The sequence below is a fragment of the Catellatospora sp. KI3 genome (assembly GCF_029948125.1).
Lineage (GTDB): Bacteria > Actinomycetota > Actinomycetes > Mycobacteriales > Micromonosporaceae > Catellatospora.
In genome coordinates this window covers 236,990-254,526 of record NZ_JASAMB010000005.1, presented here as the reverse complement: position 1 = coordinate 254,526, position 17,537 = coordinate 236,990, and the positions used below count along the sequence as shown (strand labels likewise).

11 protein-coding genes are annotated in these 17,537 nt (G+C 71.4%); 3 read left to right on the top strand and 8 right to left on the bottom strand.

What is annotated here, in order from left to right; translation table 11 throughout:
• From modA to QEZ54_RS11390, 3 genes are all read right to left on the bottom strand, one after another.
• Positions 1–795 carry a molybdate ABC transporter substrate-binding protein gene (gene modA / locus QEZ54_RS11400; RefSeq protein WP_281304509.1) on the bottom strand — a complete coding sequence of 265 codons (795 nt, stop codon included), beginning with the start codon at positions 793–795 and terminating at the stop codon, positions 1–3.
• Positions 792–1,211 carry a TOBE domain-containing protein gene (locus QEZ54_RS11395; protein ID WP_281304508.1) on the bottom strand — a complete coding sequence of 140 codons (420 nt, stop codon included), beginning with the start codon at positions 1,209–1,211 and terminating at the stop codon, positions 792–794. Before QEZ54_RS11395 ends, modA begins: the two co-directional genes overlap by 4 nt.
• A gap of 725 nt (positions 1,212–1,936) precedes the next feature.
• Complete coding sequence (locus tag QEZ54_RS11390) at positions 1,937–5,962, bottom strand: bifunctional nitrate reductase/sulfite reductase flavoprotein subunit alpha (protein ID WP_281304602.1); 4,026 nt, start codon at positions 5,960–5,962, stop codon at positions 1,937–1,939.
• Positions 5,963–6,307: 345 nt separating this feature from the next.
• Between QEZ54_RS11390 and QEZ54_RS11385 the strand changes: the two genes are divergently transcribed.
• Complete coding sequence (locus QEZ54_RS11385) at positions 6,308–7,144, top strand: hypothetical protein (protein ID WP_281304507.1); 837 nt, start codon at positions 6,308–6,310, stop codon at positions 7,142–7,144.
• Here QEZ54_RS11385 and QEZ54_RS11380 read toward each other — a convergent pair.
• A complete protein-coding gene (locus QEZ54_RS11380) occupies positions 7,131–7,586 on the bottom strand; it encodes a hypothetical protein (RefSeq protein ID WP_281304506.1) in 456 nt (151 codons plus the stop codon). The two genes, QEZ54_RS11385 and QEZ54_RS11380, sit on opposite strands and share 14 nt — an antisense overlap.
• A gap of 228 nt (positions 7,587–7,814) precedes the next feature.
• Between QEZ54_RS11380 and QEZ54_RS11375 the strand changes: the two genes are divergently transcribed.
• Both QEZ54_RS11375 and QEZ54_RS11370 read left to right on the top strand, forming a co-directional pair.
• Positions 7,815–9,587 (top strand): family 43 glycosylhydrolase, encoded by a 1,773-nt coding sequence (locus QEZ54_RS11375; protein ID WP_281304505.1) that lies wholly within the window; start codon positions 7,815–7,817, stop codon positions 9,585–9,587.
• A gap of 93 nt (positions 9,588–9,680) precedes the next feature.
• Complete coding sequence (locus QEZ54_RS11370; RefSeq protein WP_281304504.1) at positions 9,681–11,039, top strand: ricin-type beta-trefoil lectin domain protein; 1,359 nt, start codon at positions 9,681–9,683, stop codon at positions 11,037–11,039.
• Positions 11,040–11,314: 275 nt separating this feature from the next.
• Here the strand turns inward: QEZ54_RS11370 and QEZ54_RS11365 are convergent, their stop codons facing one another.
• The 4 genes from QEZ54_RS11365 to QEZ54_RS11350 form a co-directional block, all read right to left on the bottom strand.
• Complete coding sequence (locus QEZ54_RS11365; protein WP_281304503.1) at positions 11,315–14,191, bottom strand: beta-L-arabinofuranosidase domain-containing protein; 2,877 nt, start codon at positions 14,189–14,191, stop codon at positions 11,315–11,317.
• A 155-nt stretch (positions 14,192–14,346) separates the two neighbouring features.
• Complete coding sequence (locus QEZ54_RS11360; protein ID WP_281304502.1) at positions 14,347–14,910, bottom strand: TIGR03086 family metal-binding protein; 564 nt, start codon at positions 14,908–14,910, stop codon at positions 14,347–14,349.
• Positions 14,911–15,031: 121 nt separating this feature from the next.
• A complete protein-coding gene (locus tag QEZ54_RS11355; protein ID WP_281304501.1) occupies positions 15,032–16,294 on the bottom strand; it encodes a YibE/F family protein in 1,263 nt (420 codons plus the stop codon).
• 571 nt (positions 16,295–16,865) lie between these two features.
• Positions 16,866–17,453: a TMEM165/GDT1 family protein gene (locus QEZ54_RS11350; RefSeq protein WP_281304500.1), complete on the bottom strand. Its 588-nt coding sequence runs from the start codon at positions 17,451–17,453 to the stop codon at positions 16,866–16,868.
• Positions 17,454–17,537 lie beyond the last annotated feature (84 nt).

Here is a 17,537-nt window from a genome sequence, read left to right as displayed (position 1 = left end):
TCAGGGTGCCTGGAATCCGGCGGCGCTCAGCACGGCCTTGGCCGGTCCGGTCTGCAGGTACTCCAGGAACGCCTGCGCGGCGGCCTTGTTCGGGGCACCCTTGAGCAGCACCACCGGGTAGTCGTTGATCGCCTCGGCCGACTCGGGGAACTCGATGCTGTCCACATCGGCGGCCGACGCCCTGGTGTCGGTCCGGTAGACCAGCGCGGCGTCGACCTCGCCCAGGCGCACCTTCTGCAGCGCCGCCTTGACGTCCTGCTCCAGCGTCACCGGGGTGACCGCGACCCCCGCCGCGGCCAGCGCCTTGCGGGCCGCCGCCCCGCACGGCACCTGCTCGGCGCAGAGCGCCACCTTCACGTCCGGGCGCCCGAGGTTGGCCAGCTCCGTCAGCCCCCGGGGGTTGAATTTCGGCACGGCGATGACCAGCTGGTTGCGCGCGAACACCACCGGCGAGCCGGCCGCGTCGCCGGCGTCGACGACCGTCTTCATGGTGGCCGGGCTGGCCGAGGCGAAGACGTCGGCCGGCGCGCCCTGGGTGATCTGGGTGGCCAGGCCGGAGCTGCCGCCGAAGTTGAAGGTCACCTTCGTGCCCGGGTGTGCCGCCTCGAAGTCCTTGCCGATCTGCGTGAACGCCTCGGTCAGCGACGCGGCCGCGAAGACCGTCACCTCACCGCTGATCCCGCCACCGCCGCCGCTCGCGGCGGGCTTCGGCGTGTCCGTGCCGCAGCCCGCCAGCGCGGTCGCCGCGACCAGGGACACCGCGGCCAGCGCCGTACGGATCCACCCGCTGCTCATGCGTTCGTCCTTCCCCTGCCGGTGGGTGCGGTGGCCCGCTCGACGACCACCGTGGTCGACTTGATCACCGCTACGGCCAACGAGCCGACCTGCAGGTCGAGTTCGTCGGCGGCTTCCCTGCTCATCAGCGACACGATCCGGAACGGACCGGCCTGGATGTCGACCTGCGCCATCACCGTGTCGCGGACGATGGCGGTGACGATGCCGCGCAGCCGGTTGCGCGCCGACGAGTGGCCGGAGCCGTCGTCCTCGGCGGTGAACGACCGGGCCAGTTCGGCCAGGTCGGTCCCGGAGATCACCCGGTGGCCGTGCTCGTCGCGCCGGGCGGGCACCCGGCCCGCGTCGACCCACCGGCGCATGGTGTCGGCGCTCACCGCGAACAGCTCCGCCGCCTCCCCGATCCGGTACACAGTCACACCGCCCACTCTACCTACCGCAGATGCAAGCTCTGAATCACCCAGAGGCTAGAAGATGCGAAATCGTTGGCATCCCGACGCCCGCATCTGCACCCAGCTGCCCCTCGCCCGACCAGCCACCAGCAGCGACCAGCGGCTGGCGGCTGGCGGCTGGCGGCTGGCGGCTGGCGGCTGGCGGCTGGCGGCTGGCGGCTGGGTCAACGGAGATCGCCACCGGCAGTCACAACCTCGGCCGCTCCTTGCTTGATCGGCATCAGCGGTCAGGATGTCGGCTCCAGGTCCAGGTTGTGACCGCTGACGGCGATCGAGGACGGAAACCGGGCTGAAGATCGCCACCAGCGGGCAGAATCCCGCATCGCCCATCGGCCGAAACCCACGTTTCGACCAGCAACATCGCCACTAACGGTCCGAACGCTGTGCACCCCGAGCCGAAACTCCACTTTCCGCCCCCCGCACAGCAGTCACCAACGCCACCCAGCCCCAAGATCGCCGTCCTGGGTCGGAACCTCGCCCACCAGGGCAGAATCCGACCCACGACAGCGATCATCGACCAGACACGGCCCGAAGATCGCCGCCCTCGGCCAAAACACCGCGCCCGACCGGCCAACCCAAGCGCCGCCTTCGAGCGAGCGGACGCCGCCGCGCGGCCGCCGCGACAACCTTCGCACCGGGATGGAAGGCCGACTCCACCAGCAAGTCAGGCGGCGCCGCGGATGACGATCCGGTCAGTAGACGTCGCGGACGTAGCGCTTGTCGGCGGCGAGCTGCTTGACGTAGACGGCGGCCGCCTCGGGGGTGAGGTTGCCGTGGACGGTGGCGATGTCGCGCAGTGCCTGGTCGACGTCCTTGGCCATCCGGCGGGCGTCGCCGCAGACGTAGAAGTTGGCGCCGTCCTGCAGCCAGGACCACAGCTGGGCGCCGTGCTCGCGCATGCGGTCCTGGACGTACACCTTGTGCCGCTGGTCGCGGGAGAAGGCCAGGTCCAGCCGGGTCAGCACCTTGTCGTCGCGCAGTTCGCGCAGCTCGTCGGCGTAGTAGAAGTCGGTGCTGCGCCGCTGCTCGCCGAAGAACAGCCAGTTGGCGCCGTTGGCGCCCACCGCCCGCCGCTCCTGCAGGAAGCCGACGAACGGGGCGACGCCGGTGCCCGGACCCACCATGATCATCGGGGTGTCGGGGTCGGCGGGCGGCCGGAAGTGCGGCGAGCGCTGCACGAACACCGGCACCTGGAGGTCCTCGGCGGAGTCGGCCAGGAACGTCGAGGCCACGCCGTGGCGCGCCCGGCCGTCGCGGTTGGCGTAGCGCACCACCGACACGGTCAGGCTGACCCGCCGCGGGTCGACCAGCGGCGTCGAGGAGATCGAGTACAGCCGGGGCTGCAGGCGCTTGAGGGCGCCGACCCACTCCTGGGGCGTGGCGCGCAGCCGGTACTCGGCCACGACGTCGACGGCCTGCCGGTCCCAGCTCCACTTGGCCAGCTCGCCGGTGTTGTCGGGGCGCAGCAGCGACCGCAGGTGCTGGTCGTGGGTACGGTCGGCGACGAACCGCAGGAAGTCGGGGCTGATCTTGGCGATCTCCAGGTGCAGCCGCAGCGCGTCGGTGAACGGCACCGTGCCCACGCCGTTGACCTCGACCGGCTCGTACGGGTCCACCCCGGTCGTGTCCAGCCACTCCTGGACCAGCTCGCCGCTGTTGACCGGCCACACGCCCAGGGCGTCGCCCACGCTGTAGGCGAAGTCGCCGCCGCCGGTGTCGAAGGTGAACTGCCGCACCTCCTTAGCCGAGCCGGGCAGGCTGAGCAGCCGGTTGCCGACCAGCGCCGCGGCCAGCGGAGCCTCGCGGGTCGGCGCGGCCGGGGCGGCCGTCGCGGTGCGCGCCCCGCCCACCGGAGCCGAGGCCAGGGCGGCGACGACCCGGTCCAGCCACCCGGTGGCGGTGGGGGTGTAGTCGGGTTCGCAGTCGGCGCGTTCGGTCAACCGCAGCGCGCCGAGTTCGCCGAGTCGGGCGTCGAGGCGGCGGCCGTGTCCGCAGAAGTCGGCGTACGTCGAGTCGCCGAAGGCGAGCACGGCGAAGCGGCGGCCCTCGAGCCGGGGCGCCGCCGGATCGAGCAGCGCCTGCCAGAAGGCGCCGCCGTTGTCGGGGGCGTCGCCGTCGCCGAAGGTGCTGGTGACCACGAGCAGGTCGGTCGGCCCGGCCAGGATCTCGGGCAGCGGGTCGGCCATGCTGCGTACCGTCGGCTGCCAGCCGCCCTCGGCCAGCCGCTGCCCGATCACCCCGGCGAAGCCCTCGGCGTTGCCGGTCTGCGACGCCCACAGGATCTGGATGCGCCGCCCCGACGGCACCGGCGACTCCCCCATCGCCCGGCTGTACGTCCCGGCGAGCATCCCGTTGAGCCACAGCGCCCGCCCGGCCTCGACCGGCGCCGACGGCGGCAGCACCGGCACGCCCTCGCGCGGCGAGGCGGCCAGCGCGGTGAAGTAACCGGACAGGTACCGGCGCTCGTCCTCGGTGAACACCGGGATGGCGTCGTCGAGGCCGAGCATCCGCCGCAGGTCGTCGGCGCCCATCGGGGCCATCGCCGGCAGCAGTTCGCCGACCGGTACCGGCAGCGGGGCGGCGACCCGCGTCAGCGCGACCGCGCAGTACTTCAGCTCCGGCTGGAGTGAGATGGGGTCGACGGCGTCGCTGGTCACGGCGTTGACGGTGATGCCGGCGCCGAACAGGTCGCTCCAGTGGAACGGCGCGAAGCAGGTGCCGGGCAGCACCCGGTCGGTGACCACCGCGGGCAGCACGGCCTCGCCCCGGCGGGAGGCCAGCCGCACCGAGTCGCCCGCCAGCAGCCCGAGCGCGGCCGCGTCGGCCGGGTTGACCTCGACGAACGGGCCGGGGTTGAGCTTGTTCAGCTTCGCGACCCGGCCGGTCTTGGTCAGCGTGTGCCACTGGTGCTGCACCCGCCCGGTGTTCAGCACGTACGGGTGGTCGTCGTCGGGCAGTTCGGCCGGGGCCAGGTGCGGGCGGGGCCAGAACACGGCGCGGCCGGAGGCGGTCGCGAAGGCCAGCCGGGGGCGGCTGCCGTCGGGGTGCTCGACCAGGTGGCGGCTGACGCCGTCGTTGAGGTAGCGGACGGGGTTGCGGTCGGGGCCGTCCGGGTCGGCGGCGGGCCACTGCACGGGACCGGCGGCCAGCCGGGCGTACGAGACGCCGCGCAGGTCGTACCCCGTCTGCGGGTTGGCGAAGCGGCGGATCTCGGCGAAGATCTCCTCGGCGCTGCCGTAGTCGAAGCCCGGGTAGCCCATGGCGGTGGCGACGCGGGCGATGAGCTGCCAGTCCGGCACCGCGTCGCCGGGCGCGTCGACGACCTGGCGGGCCAGGGTGAGGTTGCGCTCCGAGTTGATCATCACGCCGTCGGTCTCGGCCCACATCGCGGCGGGCAGCAGCACGTCGGCGTACGCGTTGGTCTCGGTGTCGGCGTACGCGTCCTGCGCGATGACCAGCTCGGCGGCCTCCAGCCCGGCGATCACGGTGCCGCGGTTGCCGACCGAGGCCACCGGGTTGGTGCACACGATCCAGCACGCCTTGATCTGCCCGGCGGCCATCCGCTCGAACATGTCGACCGTGCCCTGGCCGACGTCGGCGCGCAGGGTGCCCGCGGGCAGCTGCCATACCCCCTCGGTGAACTCGCGGTCGGCCGCGGCCAGCACCGAGCGCTGCCCCGGCAGCCCCGGGCCCATGTAGCCCATCTCGCGACCGCCCATGGCGTTGGGCTGCCCGGTGAGCGAGAACGGCCCGCTGCCCGGCCGCCCGATCGCGCCGGTGGCCAGGTGCAGGTTGCACAGCGCGTTGGTGTTCCAGGTGCCGTGGGTGCTCTGGTTGAGGCCCATGGTCCAGCAGCTCATCCACTCACCGGCCGCGCCGATCCAGGCCGCGGCCTGGCGCAGGTCCGCCTCGGCCAGGCCGGTGAGCTCGGCGACGGTCGCGGGCGGGTAGTCCGCCAGCAGCGCCTCCAGCGCGTCCCAGCCCTCGGTGTGCTCGGCGATGAACGCCTCGTCGACCTGCTTGGCCTCGACCAGCAGGTGCAGCAGGCCGTTGAGCAGGGCCAGGTCGGTGCCGGGGCGGATCTGCAGGAACAGGTCGGCCCGCTCGGCGGTGGCGGTGCGCCGCGGGTCGACCACGATCAGCTTCGCGCCCGCCTTGACCCGGTCCATCATGCGCAGGAACAGGATCGGGTGGCAGTCGGCCATGTTGGCGCCGATCACGAAGAACACGTCGGCGTGGTCGAAGTCCTGGTACGACCCCGGCGGGCCGTCCGAGCCCAGCGACAGCTTGTAGCCGCTGCCGGCGCTGGCCATGCACAGCCGCGAGTTCGACTCGATCTGGTTGGTGCCGACGAAACCCTTGGCCAGCTTGTTCGACAGGTACTGCGCCTCCAGGGTCATCTGCCCCGAGACGTAGAACGCGACCGCGTCGGGTCCGTGCTCGTCGACGATGCCGCGCAGCCGCGCGGCGACGTAGCCGATCGCGGTGTCCAGATCGGTCTCGGCCGGGGGCGCGCCGCGCTCGGCGCGCAGCCGGGCCGTGGCCAGCCGGCCGGGCGCGGCGAGCATATCCGCGCTGGTGGCGCCCTTGGTGCACAGGCGGCCGCGGTTGGCCGGGTGCTCGCGGTCGCCGGCGGACTTGAGCACGCGGCGGCGCCCGTCGGGACCGGCGGCCACGTCGAGCACCATCCCGCAACCCACACCGCAGTACGAGCACACCGTCCTGACCTGGGTCACACCGTCACGGGCCGCGGTCGCCGCCACACCCACCCCTTCCCGCCGACCGGTCGGACCCGACCGGCGGTTTCCAGGGTAGGAACGATGCGTTACGCCGTCATCACACGATCATGGACACCGGCGTTACCACCGACACACAATTCCACCCTCATCGCTGTGATCCCTCCGGAATGGAGGATTGACCGCAGGTGAGGCCACTGAAACACGAGGGCTTTTCGCATACTTCATGATGATTCGAGCTGATTCGCCATCAGCGCCCGAAATATCCTTTGTGCTGCCTAGTATTCGGTAGTCGATCCGTTTCACGACTGACCCGGGAGAACTGGCATGAGGAGTGCAGAGCACGGCCGCGAGGCCACCGCCCGGCAGCACCGGCACGGCGCGAGCCGCCTGCTGCGCAGAGCCGCCGCGGTGGCGGTGACCACGGTAGGCCTCGTCGCCGCCGCCGCACCCCCCGCGGTGGCCGCGCCCCTGCCCCCGACCCTGGCCAAGGCCTTCGGCGTCGCGACGGTGCCGGTCGGCGGCACCACCTCGCTGACCTTCACGGTCGGCAACCCCAACACCGTGGACACGCTGACCGGCGTCGCCTTCAGCGACGTCCTGCCGGCCGGGCTGGTCGTGGCGACGCCCTCGGGCGTGGCCAGTTCCTGCCCCGGCTCGGTCGTGGCCAACCAGGGCGGTCCGCTGATCATCCTCACCGATGCCGTGCTCACCCCGCTGAACGCGTGCATCGTCACGGTCAACGTCCTGGCCCAGACCACCGGCGTCAAGAACAACACCACCGGCGCGGTCACCTCCACCGAGAGCGGACCCGGGCCGGGAGCCGCGGCGAGCCTCACCGTGACCACGGGCGCACCACCGGCCTGCACGATCGTGGGCACCGCCGACAGCGACGTCCTGGTCGGCACGGTCGGCCCGGACGTGATCTGTGGGCTCGGCGGCAACGACATCATCAGCAGCGGCGCGGGCGACGACATCGTCTACGGCGGCCCCGGCGTCGACATCATCAACGCCGGCAGCGGCAGCGACACCGTCTACGGCGAGGACGGCAACGACGTCATCAACGTCCGCGACAGCGTACGCGGAAACGACACCGCCGACGGCGGACCCGGCTTCGACGTCTGCACCATCGACACCGGCGACACCCGGATCAGCTGTCCGTAGCCTCTCCACCATCGTCGCCCGCACCGACCGGCACGCTCGCCGGCGGCGTCTGGACTGAGGAGCGTGACCGAGCCGCAGGCTCGGCAGCGACGAGGGAAGACGCCGCCTGAGAGGCGAGCGTGCCGCGCCCGCGGAGGCGGGCGCCGGCAGTACCGTCGAGCGTGCCGCGCCCGCGGAGGCGGGCGCCGGCAGTACCGTCGAGCGTGCCGCGCCCGCGGAGGCGGGTGCCGGCTGCGCCCTCGGGCGTGCCGCGTGCGCGGAGGCGGGCGCCGGCAGCAGAGTCCGCCCTGACGGCACGGTGCAGCTCCGCCAGCTGGCGCGAGAGCCGGATCAGCTCCTCGACCAGCTGGCGGCCTCTGCTGCGCAACCCGGCGACCTCCTCGATGAGGCCGCCGCCCGCCGAGGCGGGCGGCTCGCCGTGCGGCGGTGTCGCCCCGTCCATGGTGAACCCCTTTCCGTACGGGCGCGGGTTACCCCCGCCTTCGTGCGGATAAACCCGAATCGTCGCGGAGGCTTGTCCACCGATGTGGATGTCGGCAATACTGCCTAAGCCACTGGGGTGACCGGGTAGGCGTGCGGTCGGGCCGCGCAGCACAGCGCTGCGGGCTCGTGGGGCGCTTTCCATCCCAGCGGTGTATCGCATTCGCCTACCCGCAAAAGGATGTGCCCCGTGAGAGGTTCGCCTCGTCGTATCACCCTGCTCAGCGTGCCGCTGCTGGTGGCCGCGCTGCTGCTCGTGCCGCAGTCCGCCTCGGCGGCCGTCAGCTTCAGCAGCACCGCCGTGAACCAGAACGGCGGCAACTGCGCGGACGTGCCCAACAGCAGCGCCACCAACGGCACCCAGCTGGTGCAGTACGGCTGCAACTCCGCCGCCAACCAGCGCTTCACCTTCAACCCCGTCTCCGGGACCAGCGACGTCTACACCGTCGCCACGCTGACGGCGGGCAAGTGCGTCGACGTCAACGGCGCGTCGACCGCCGATAACGCCACGATCATCCAGTGGACCTGCCACACCAACGCCAACCAGCAGTGGCGCCTGGTCCCGGTCGCGGTCAGCGGCACCGACAAGACGTTCAACCTGGTGTCGGTCGGCTCCGGCAAGTGCATCGTGCCCGCCGGGGGCGTGGCCACCGGCAACACGGGGCTGGTCCAGCTGCCGTGCAGCACCGCCGCCAGCCGGGTGTGGCGCCTGCCGAGCTACACCGCGACCAGCGGTTCGGTGACCGTCACCAACCCGGGCAACCGGTCGAACACGGTCAACACCTCGGCCAGCCTGACCCTGGCCGCCAGCGGCGGCACCGGCAGCTACACCTGGTCGGCGAGCGGCCTGCCCGCCGGGCTTAGCCTCAACACCTCGACCGGGGTCGTCAGCGGCACGCCGAGCACGGTCGCCACGTACACCGTCACGGTGACCGCGACCAGCGGCGGTGTCAGCGGGTCGGCGACCTTCACCTGGACCATCACGTCCGGCGGCGGCACCGGCAACACCTTCACCAACCCGATCAAGGCGCAGGGCCCGGACCCGTGGCTGACCTACTACAACGGGTACTACTACCTGGCCACGACCACCTGGAACCGCACCATCACCATGCGCAAGGCGACCACCATGCGCGGCCTGGCCACGGCCACCGACCAGGTGCTGTTCAACCTGACCAACCCCAACGGGGCCGGCACCATGTGGGCGCCGGAGTTCCACCTGCTCAGCGGCCCGAACGGCCAGCGCTGGTACTTCTACTACACCGCCGGTCGCGAGCCGTACGACCTGGGCACCCAGCGCATCCACGTGCTGGAGAGCGCCGGGCTGGACCCGATGGGGCCGTATACGTTCAAGGCCGACCTGCTGGACCCGACCTCGGACAACACGTGGGAGCTCGACCCGGGCATCCTGCAGCTCAACGGCAACCTGTACCTGCTGGGCACGTTCTACAACGGCTCGCAGCCGATGTTCATCCGCCCGCTGAGCAACCCGTGGACGGCCAGCGGCACCCGCCGCATCCTGACCACGCCGACGCTGAGCTGGGAGACGGTCGGCGGCGCGGTGGCCGAGGGCGGTGAGGTCCTGCAGCGCAACGGCAAGACCTTCATCATCTACTCGACCAGCCACTGCTCCACCCCGGACTACAAGCTGGGCATGCTGACCTACAACGGCACCGGCGACCCGCTGCTCTCGTCGTCCTGGACGAAGTCGCCGAACCCGGTCTTCCAGCGCTCCAACGCCAACGGCGTCTACGGGCCCGGCCACAACGGGTTCTTCAAGTCGCCCGACGGCACCGAGGACTGGATCGTGTACCACGCCAACAGCTCGTCGAGCGGCGGCTGCGACATGAACCGGTCGACCCGGGTGCAGAAGTTCACCTGGAACGCCGACGGCACGCCGAACTTCGGCACGCCCGTCGCGACCGGCACCACCCTGACCTCGCCCTCGGGCGAGCCCGCCTCCTGATCCGTCGACCGGTGCCGGGGCGTCCGCCCCGGCACCGGTCAACGCTGTGCCGGGTACACAGCGGCCCCCCAACCCCCACGGGAAGGAACCGCAATGAACCTGCACCTGCCTGGCGGCCGTGTCCTGGCCGCCGCGGCCTCACTCCTACTGCTGTCCTTCGCGCTGCCGTCCGCGGCCGCGCAGGCCCGGCCCGGCGCGGACCTCTGCGCCGGGATGCAGCGGGTCGTCACCAAGCACCACGTCGTGTGTACGCACGGGCCCGACGCCGCGCCCGCCGGCCTCGACGTGAAACGGGAGATCAAGCCGCTGGTCGCGGCGGTCGCGGCCGGTGCCCTGCCGGTCTGCGAGGGCGACGGCACCTCCGGCAAGCGGGTCGAGGTGCTGTACATCCACGGCAGCACCAGCCGCTACGCGCAGTACCTGGAGACGTTCCGGACGCTGGCCGAGGGTGTCGACAACATCTTCAACGCCAGCGCGGCCGAGACGGGCGGCACCCGGCACGTGCGCTACGTGACCGAGAACGTCAACGGTGCCTGCCGGGCGGTCGTCCGCGACGTGCAGATCCCCGACGCGGCGCTCAACGCCAACGACTGGGCGCCGCTGCTCAACGCCGTGCAGGCGGCCGGCTACACCCGTACCGACCGCAAGTACCTGCAGTTCGTCGACGCCAACGTGTACTGCGGCATCGGCGGGTTCGCCGGGGACACCCGCAAGGGCGACAGCAACCGCTCCAACGTGGGGCCGGAGTACGCCCGCGCCGACAACGGCTGCTGGACCGCCGGGGTCGCCGCGCACGAGCTCGGCCACACCCTCGGCGCGGTCAACAACAACGCCCCCAACGCCTCCGGCGCCGCGCACTGCGTCGACGAGTACGACGTCATGTGCTACAAGGACAGCGACGGCGTGACCCTGGTCTACCGCTGCACCGACCGGGCGCACGACGACCGCCTGGACTGCAACCACGACGACTACTACCACACGAACCCGGCGGCGGGCAGCTACCTGGCCACGTACTACAACGTCGCCGACAACCTGTTCCTGATCAAGTCCGGCACCACCCCGCCGCAGCCCACGACGTTCAAGCTGGTCAACGGCGCCTCAGGCACGTGTCTGGACGACCCGAACTCCAGCACGACCAACGGGGTCCAGCTCGACCTGTCGACCTGCAACGGCAGTGCCGGGCAGACGGTGACCCAGTCCGGTGCGACCCTGCAGATCCTGGGCAAGTGCGTCGACGCGTACGGCGCGGGCACCGCCAACGGCACCAAGGTCATTCTGTGGACCTGCAACAGCGGCACCAACCAGCAGTGGACGCTGCGCTCGGACGGCTCGATCGCGGGGGTGCAGAGCGGGCGGTGCATCTCGCCCGTCAACGGCGGCACCGCCAACGGCACCCTGCTGGTGCTCGCCGACTGCAACGGCCAGCCGTACCAGCGCTGGACCCGCAGCTGAAAGGAGTTCACACCCGGTCGAAAGATTTCGACCGGGTGTGAGCATGTCCTATCACGCCGAAACAATGACACAGTCAATCTGGCCGTAACGCCGTTGCCATCTTGCCGAAAAGGTTTTCGGCAGCGATGGTGTCTGTGGACGCCGGAACGGCCCTACCGCCCCGGCGACCGGCGAGTGAGGGCCCCTCGTTACCCGGACGAGGGGCTCTCACCGTACGGACCGGCCGCGTAGCGGACAGCCCGGTCCAGTCTAGGCGGCCGGGGCACGCGGACAGGTCAGCCGAGCAGGCGCCACCGGTGGTCGGCGGTGCCGTTGTCCTCGAACTGCACCACCTGGGCGCTGTCGGCCGCCGACATGCCCGACACGCCCAGCACCAGGCCGCTGTTGAGGTTGCGGATGCGCACCCAGCCGCCGCCGTCGCCGATCAGCTGCCAGTAGTGGTCGGCGCTGCCGTTGTCGGCGAACTGCTGCACCAGCGCGCTGTTGGCCCGCGACATGCTGTTGACCGCGAGCACCTTGCCGCTGTTCTGGTTGACGATCAGGTACCAGCCGTTGCCGACGTGGTCGAACCGCCAGTTGTGGTCGGTGCTGCCGTTGTCGGCGAACTGCACCACGTTGGCGCTGTCGGCCGTCGACATCCCGGCCACCCCGAGCACCTTGCCGCTGTTGGCGTTCTGGACCCGGTACCAGGTGCCGGCGCGGACGGCCGCCGGGGTCGCGGTGACGTTCCACTGCAGGACGCCGCCGGAGAACCCGGCCTTGAGCTGCGCGACGATCCGCAGCGCCGTCGTGGTCACGGCGGTGAAGGCCGTCGTGTTGTACGTGTTGAGCGCCGTCCCGTACCCCGAGGCCCCCGGCACGGCCTGCCAGGCGCCGGAGCCGTTCAGGTACTCCAGCCGCCACGAGGCGGGCACCCGGCACTGGCCGTGGCCGGTGTCGTCGTACCAGTAGACGCTGACCGAGGTCGCGCTGACCGGCGCGGCGTAGGTGTACTGCACCCACTCGCTGGTGCCGGTGTGGTCCCACCAGGTGTGGCGGCGGTGCGACTGGTCGTACGAGCTGGTCGGGTCGTAGTAGCTGTTCAGCGCGGTGACGGTGTCGCCGGAGAAGGTCCACGACGCCGACGGCACGGCCGGCAGCTGCCACTGCCGCGCGCCGCCGATCACCGGGAACGAGGTGATCCGCAGGCTGGCCGCGCCCATCGGGATGAGCCGTACCGTCTTGATCGGCTCGCCGGAGGCGACCGGACTCGGCTGGAGCCGGGTGACCACGTTCTCGCTGTCGGCCTGCCAGTTGGGGATGGCCCGGACCTGCGCGGTCAGCGCCACCGGGGTGCCCGCCGGGGTGAACGGGTTGCCCGAGCCGCCGCCCGCCACGGCCGTGAAGGTGTTCGGGATCAGTCCGTAGTTCCAGGCTGAGGTCGGGAACACCTGCCACTCCGGCCAGGCGCTGGCCGGGTCGTTGTAGCGCAGGAAGTTCTGGCCGATCTCCAGCGAGTAGGTCAGCGGGCCGTTGCTGACCGAGACCGCGTTCTGGTTCGCGGTCCAGGTGGTGGTCTTCGGCGACATCGGCAGGGTGAGCACGACGGTGTCGCCGTTGCTCCAGGTGCGGTTGACCGCGACGTACGCCGGGCCAGCCACCACGGGCTGGGCGGCGCCGTTGACGGTCAGCGACGGGTTGGGGCACCAGCTCGGGACGCGCACGTACAGCGGGAACGCGACCGGGCCCGAGGTGGCCAGCCGCAGCGTCACCGTCCCGCCGAACGGGTACGCCGTGTCCTGGGTCAGCGTGACCGTGGCCGCGCCCGCGCCGACCTTCGCGGTGGTGGTGCTCGGGGCGTACATGGTGACCGCCAGGCCCCGGTCGGCGGTGGCCTGCACCAGGTTGTCGGTGAAGTACGACCAGCCCTGCCCGTAGTTGTGCGGGCAGCACCGGTACTGGTCCACGCCCAGCAGGTACGCCTGCATGGCGAACCCGTTCTGGTACTGGCCCTGGGTCTTGGCCCGGTTGTCCAGCTGCACGCTGTTGGCGCTGGTGACGTAGTGCAGCGAGCGGTGGTCGGTCGACAGCGAGGCGGGTAGCGAGTTGAAGGCCAGGTTCTCGCAGCCGTCGGCCCAGCTCGGGTCGCCGGTGAGCCGGGTCAACGTCTGGAAGCTCTGCATGTACTCGACGATGCCGCACGTCTCGAAGCCCTGCCGCGGGTCGCGCTGGTCGGCGCGGATGTTCTCGTCGCCGGCGAACCCGCCGCCGGGGAACTGCCCCCACTGCGACTGGATGTTCGCGTAGTTGTTGTACGTCGCCTGCGTCAGCGAGGTGTTGCCGCGCAGCGCCATCAGCGCGGGCTCGGTGAAGCCCTGCGCCAGGTCGACGTTGTGCATGGTGGGCAGGTTGTTCACGTAGTTCTTGCTGTACTGGTGGATCTTGTCGGCCAGCGACAGCAGGAAGCTCTGGCCCGTCCGGGCGAACAGCCAGAACACCGTGTCGAGGTTGGTCGCCCAGCGCACCGAGCCCCAGCTCTGGTTGAACGCCGAGGCGCCGAACTGGTTCTGGTACTGCAGGAACTTCGTCAGCATCGGGATGATCCGGGTGTCGCCGGAGTACTCCTGATACGTGCGCAGCGCCTGGAGCAGCGGCATGAACGGCCAGAAGTCCGGGCCGCCGCCGAGCGAGGTGCGCAGCGCGGTCGGGCCGAAGAAGCCGTCCGGCTGGGCCGTGGCGACGATGCCGTTGACCCAGGTGGAGACCTTGCCGCGCAGGGCCGCGTCGCCGGTGACGGCGGCCAGCGCGGTCAGGCCGCGCAGCCAGTACGGCAGCTCCTCCCAGCCGGTCCTGGCCGGGTTGACCCAGCCGTTGTCGGCGTAGACGAGGAAGTGCGAGACCTGGTCGTAGCTGCCCGCGATGCCGGAGGCGTCCAGCGACAGCTGCTGGGACAGCCAGCCCGTGGCGCGGGTGGACCCGGCCGGGAGCTTGAGGAACGGGGTGCGGGTGAGCCCCGCGCCGTACGGGGAGTAGATCCCGCCGGACGAGGTGTCGCCGACGAGGGTGACCGGGGTGCCGGTGCCGCCGGCCCAGGATGCGGTGACGGCCTGGCCGGCGAGGGCGAGCCCGCCCGCGACGGCGGCGCCGCCACGTAGGACGGTGCGACGGTGCATAGCGCCTCCCTGGCGTCTGTACAACGTTGTCAATAACGTTATAGAGCCACGGTAACTTCGACGCATGCAAATGTAAACGCGACGTTTCGCCGTACCCGGTAAAAGGACGAGGGCGGCCGCCTCCACCGGCGGCCGCCCTCGGTCGACGCGAAGGATCAGGGCTTCCAGTGCGGATCGCGGCCGCTGACACCCAGCAGCCGGTCCATGGGCGCGGCGTCGCCGGGCACCGGCACCTCCGGGCCGAAGCCGCCGTTGGCGCGCATCCCGACTGCCATCCGCTCCACCTGGGCCAGCGCCCGGGCGACCACGTCGTCGTCGAACCGGATCTCCTGGCCACTGGCGCGGGCCAGGTCCCACCCGTGCAGCACCAGCTCCATCAGCGTGATGCCGGCCCCGAACTCGGCCGGCAGCCGCCGACCGACGATCTCCAGTTCGCCGTCCAGCGCCCCCGGCGACGACCACGCCTCACTCAGCGACACCAGCTCGGGCGGGAACTTCACCCACGGCGGGGCGTCCATGACCGGCTGCTGCTCCGGGCCGGGCTGGCGCAGCGCGGCGGCCCGGCTGTGGTAGATCGAGCCGAGCATGTGCTGGCACAGCCCGTGCACGTCGTAGTCCGCGCACGGCGTCGGCGCCTCCCGCAGACCTGACAGCGCCGACTCGGTCAGCACCCCCGTGACGGTTCCCGCCGCCTTGGTGATCAGCTTGTCGATGGTCATACGTTGCAGCCTCCGGTCACGAGCGAACACGTAACCATCGAAACTATCGGAATCGGACGCCGCTTACTGTCGCTATCGTGCTCAATTCGGCGCGGCCGCCGAGCGGCACGCCCGCCGACCGTCAGGAACGGCCGGGATGGGCGGTGCCGTGCTGCTCCGCCGGCAGGCCCCAGGCGTCCTCGAGCGCGTCGGCGCGGCGCGGGCGGGGCGAGGGCGCGCGGCGCCGCCGGCGTACGCCGCCCGACGCGGCCAGGGCCGCCAGCGCGGTGGTGATCGGCACCGCGGTGATCAGCCCGAGCGTGCCGATGATCGAGCGGACGATCTCCTGGGCGAGGAACTCCGACGTGAGCGTGGTCCCCAGCGGGGAGCCGCCGGCCACGAGCAGCAGCAGCGTCGGCAGCGACGCGCCCGCGTACGCGAGCACGATGGTGTTCACGACCGAGGTGATGTGCGCCCGGCCGACCCGGGCCGCGGCGGCGTACAGCTTGGCGAAGCCCAGCGCCGGGTTGGCCTGCGCCAGCTCGGTCACCGTGTACGCCTGGGTGACGGTCACGTCGTCGAGCACGCCCAGCGCGCCGATGAGGATGCCCGCCAGCAGCAGGCCGGGCATGTTGATGTCGCCGTTGACGAGGGTGACGTACAGCGACTCCTCGCTGGACATGCCGGTGAGGTGCAGCAGGCTGACGGCCAGCGCGGACAGCCCGCCGGTCAGCGCCAGCGCGGCCAGGGTGCCCAGCACCGCCATCGAGGTCGGGATGCTGATCCCGTGGGTCAGGTACAGCACCACCAGCATGATCGCCGCCGAGCCGACGATCGCGACCAGCAGCGGTGAGCTGCCCTGCAGGATCGCCGGGACGATGAACAGCAGCAGCACCGCGAACGTGAACGCCAGCCCGCCCAGGGCGGCCACGCCCCGCCAGCGCCCGAACGCCACCACCGCCAGCACGAACGCCAGCACCAGCGCCCACATGCCGTCAGCCCGGTCGTGGTCCAGGATGTCGTAGGTGACCCCGCCGCCCTGGGCCGAGTCGTCCGTCTTGATCACCAAGACCTTGTCCCCCGGCGACACGCCGGGCGCACCGGGCCCGGACGGTATCGCCGTGGCCACCTCGGCGCCCGACTCCGGGCCGCCGGCGAGCCGGACGGTGACCTCACCGCAGACCGGCGGCGCCGTCTGCTCCGGGGTCTGCGCGGGCGGCTCCGACACGGTGCCGCAGTCGACCGAGTGCACCGCCTGGACCACGCCCTCGAACTGGGGCGGTCCGGTCCACGGCTCGGTCTTGAGCGAGCCGGGCCACAGCAGCACCAGCCCGACCAGGGTCAGCAGCGCGGCCGGAATGAGTGCGGCCAGCGTCAGCCGCGTCGCGCGGCGGGTCACCGCCACCGGCTGCGACCCGTGCGCGTGGCTGTGACCGTGTCCGGCCGACCCGGCATCCCCGCGCCCAAGGTCCCCGCTCCGTTGATACGGCGCCGGGTCGGCGTGGTGGTGATCCATGCCGTGCCAGTGCGGCGCCGGGTCTGTGTGGTGGTGATCCGCGCCGTGCCGGTGCGGCGGCCCGTCGGCGTGGTGGTGCGGCCTGCTCACACGGTCTCCTGCGCGGATCGGATGGTCACGCCGCCGCGGCGGAAGCCGGGGGCGGGCTCGGCCCAGTAAAGCACGCGATCCTGGCCAGGCCCGAGATCGTCGCGGCGCCACCGCACGGCCGACCCGCCGACGGACACACCATCCTCGGCGGGTTACACCTCATATGGTGTGGCCACACCATATGAGGTGTAACCCGCCGAGCACCCGTGCCCGCCGGAGCCCACCCCGGCAGGAGCCTTCGGCCGCGCCACCACACAAGATCACTTGAGTTGCCGGGCAATCAGGGGTTCGGGGCCCCAGGATTCGCCCGGTTGCCCGGCAACTTCCGCGATCTTGCGCGACGGCGGACGGCCAGGATGGGGGGTGTGGGTCAGGTCAGTTGGGTGACGGCTTCGGCGACCAGCCATACGCCGAAGATCGCGAAGAGGGCGGCGGCGCCGAACTTGATGGCGCGTTCGGGCAGGTGCTTGCCGAGCAGGCGGCCGACCAGGATGGCCAGGGCGTCGGCGGCGACCATGCCGACGGTCGAGCCGAGCCAGGTGCCGAACCAGCCGTGGCTGGTGGCCAGGGTGATCGTGGCCAGCATGGTCTTGTCGCCCAGTTCGGCCAGGAAGAAGGTGCCCGCGACGGCCCAGAGGGCGGACCGGTGCTTCTTGGCGGCGCGGGCCTCGTCGGATTCGGTGAGCTTGTCACCGCGCAGCGTCCATGCGGCGAAGCCGAGGAAGGCCAGCCCGGCCAGCAGGTTGATCGGGCCGGTGGGCAGGGTCGCGCCGAGCCCGGCGCCGACGGCGACCGAGACCAGGTGCACCACCGCCGTGGCCAGGGTGATGCCGATCAGCACCGTCGAGGTGCGGTAGCGGGTCGCGAAGGTCATCGCCATCAGCTGGGACTTGTCGCCCAGCTCGGCCACGAAGATGACGCCGAAGCTGATGAGCAGCGCGGCCAGGAATCCGTCCATGTACTTTCTCGCCTCCCGGGAACACACACCGGGCTGGGCGTACGCGACGACCTCGACCCGGCGTTTCAGCCAAGTCGAAGGTCT

Bases quoted from the DNA above. Each gene is read 5' to 3' on its own strand.
- QEZ54_RS11385 (WP_281304507.1), top strand. From the start codon at position 6,308: ATGAGGAGTGCAGAGCACGGCCGCGAGGCCACCGCCCGGCAGCACCGG.
- QEZ54_RS11350 (WP_281304500.1), bottom strand. From the start codon at position 17,453: ATGGACGGATTCCTGGCCGCGCTGCTCATCAGCTTCGGCGTCATCTTC.
- QEZ54_RS11365 (WP_281304503.1), bottom strand. From the start codon at position 14,191: ATGCACCGTCGCACCGTCCTACGTGGCGGCGCCGCCGTCGCGGGCGGG.
- QEZ54_RS11360 (WP_281304502.1), bottom strand. From the start codon at position 14,910: ATGACCATCGACAAGCTGATCACCAAGGCGGCGGGAACCGTCACGGGG.
- QEZ54_RS11380 (WP_281304506.1), bottom strand. From the start codon at position 7,586: ATGGACGGGGCGACACCGCCGCACGGCGAGCCGCCCGCCTCGGCGGGC.
- modA (WP_281304509.1), bottom strand. From the start codon at position 795: ATGAGCAGCGGGTGGATCCGTACGGCGCTGGCCGCGGTGTCCCTGGTC.
- QEZ54_RS11370 (WP_281304504.1), top strand. From the start codon at position 9,681: ATGAACCTGCACCTGCCTGGCGGCCGTGTCCTGGCCGCCGCGGCCTCA.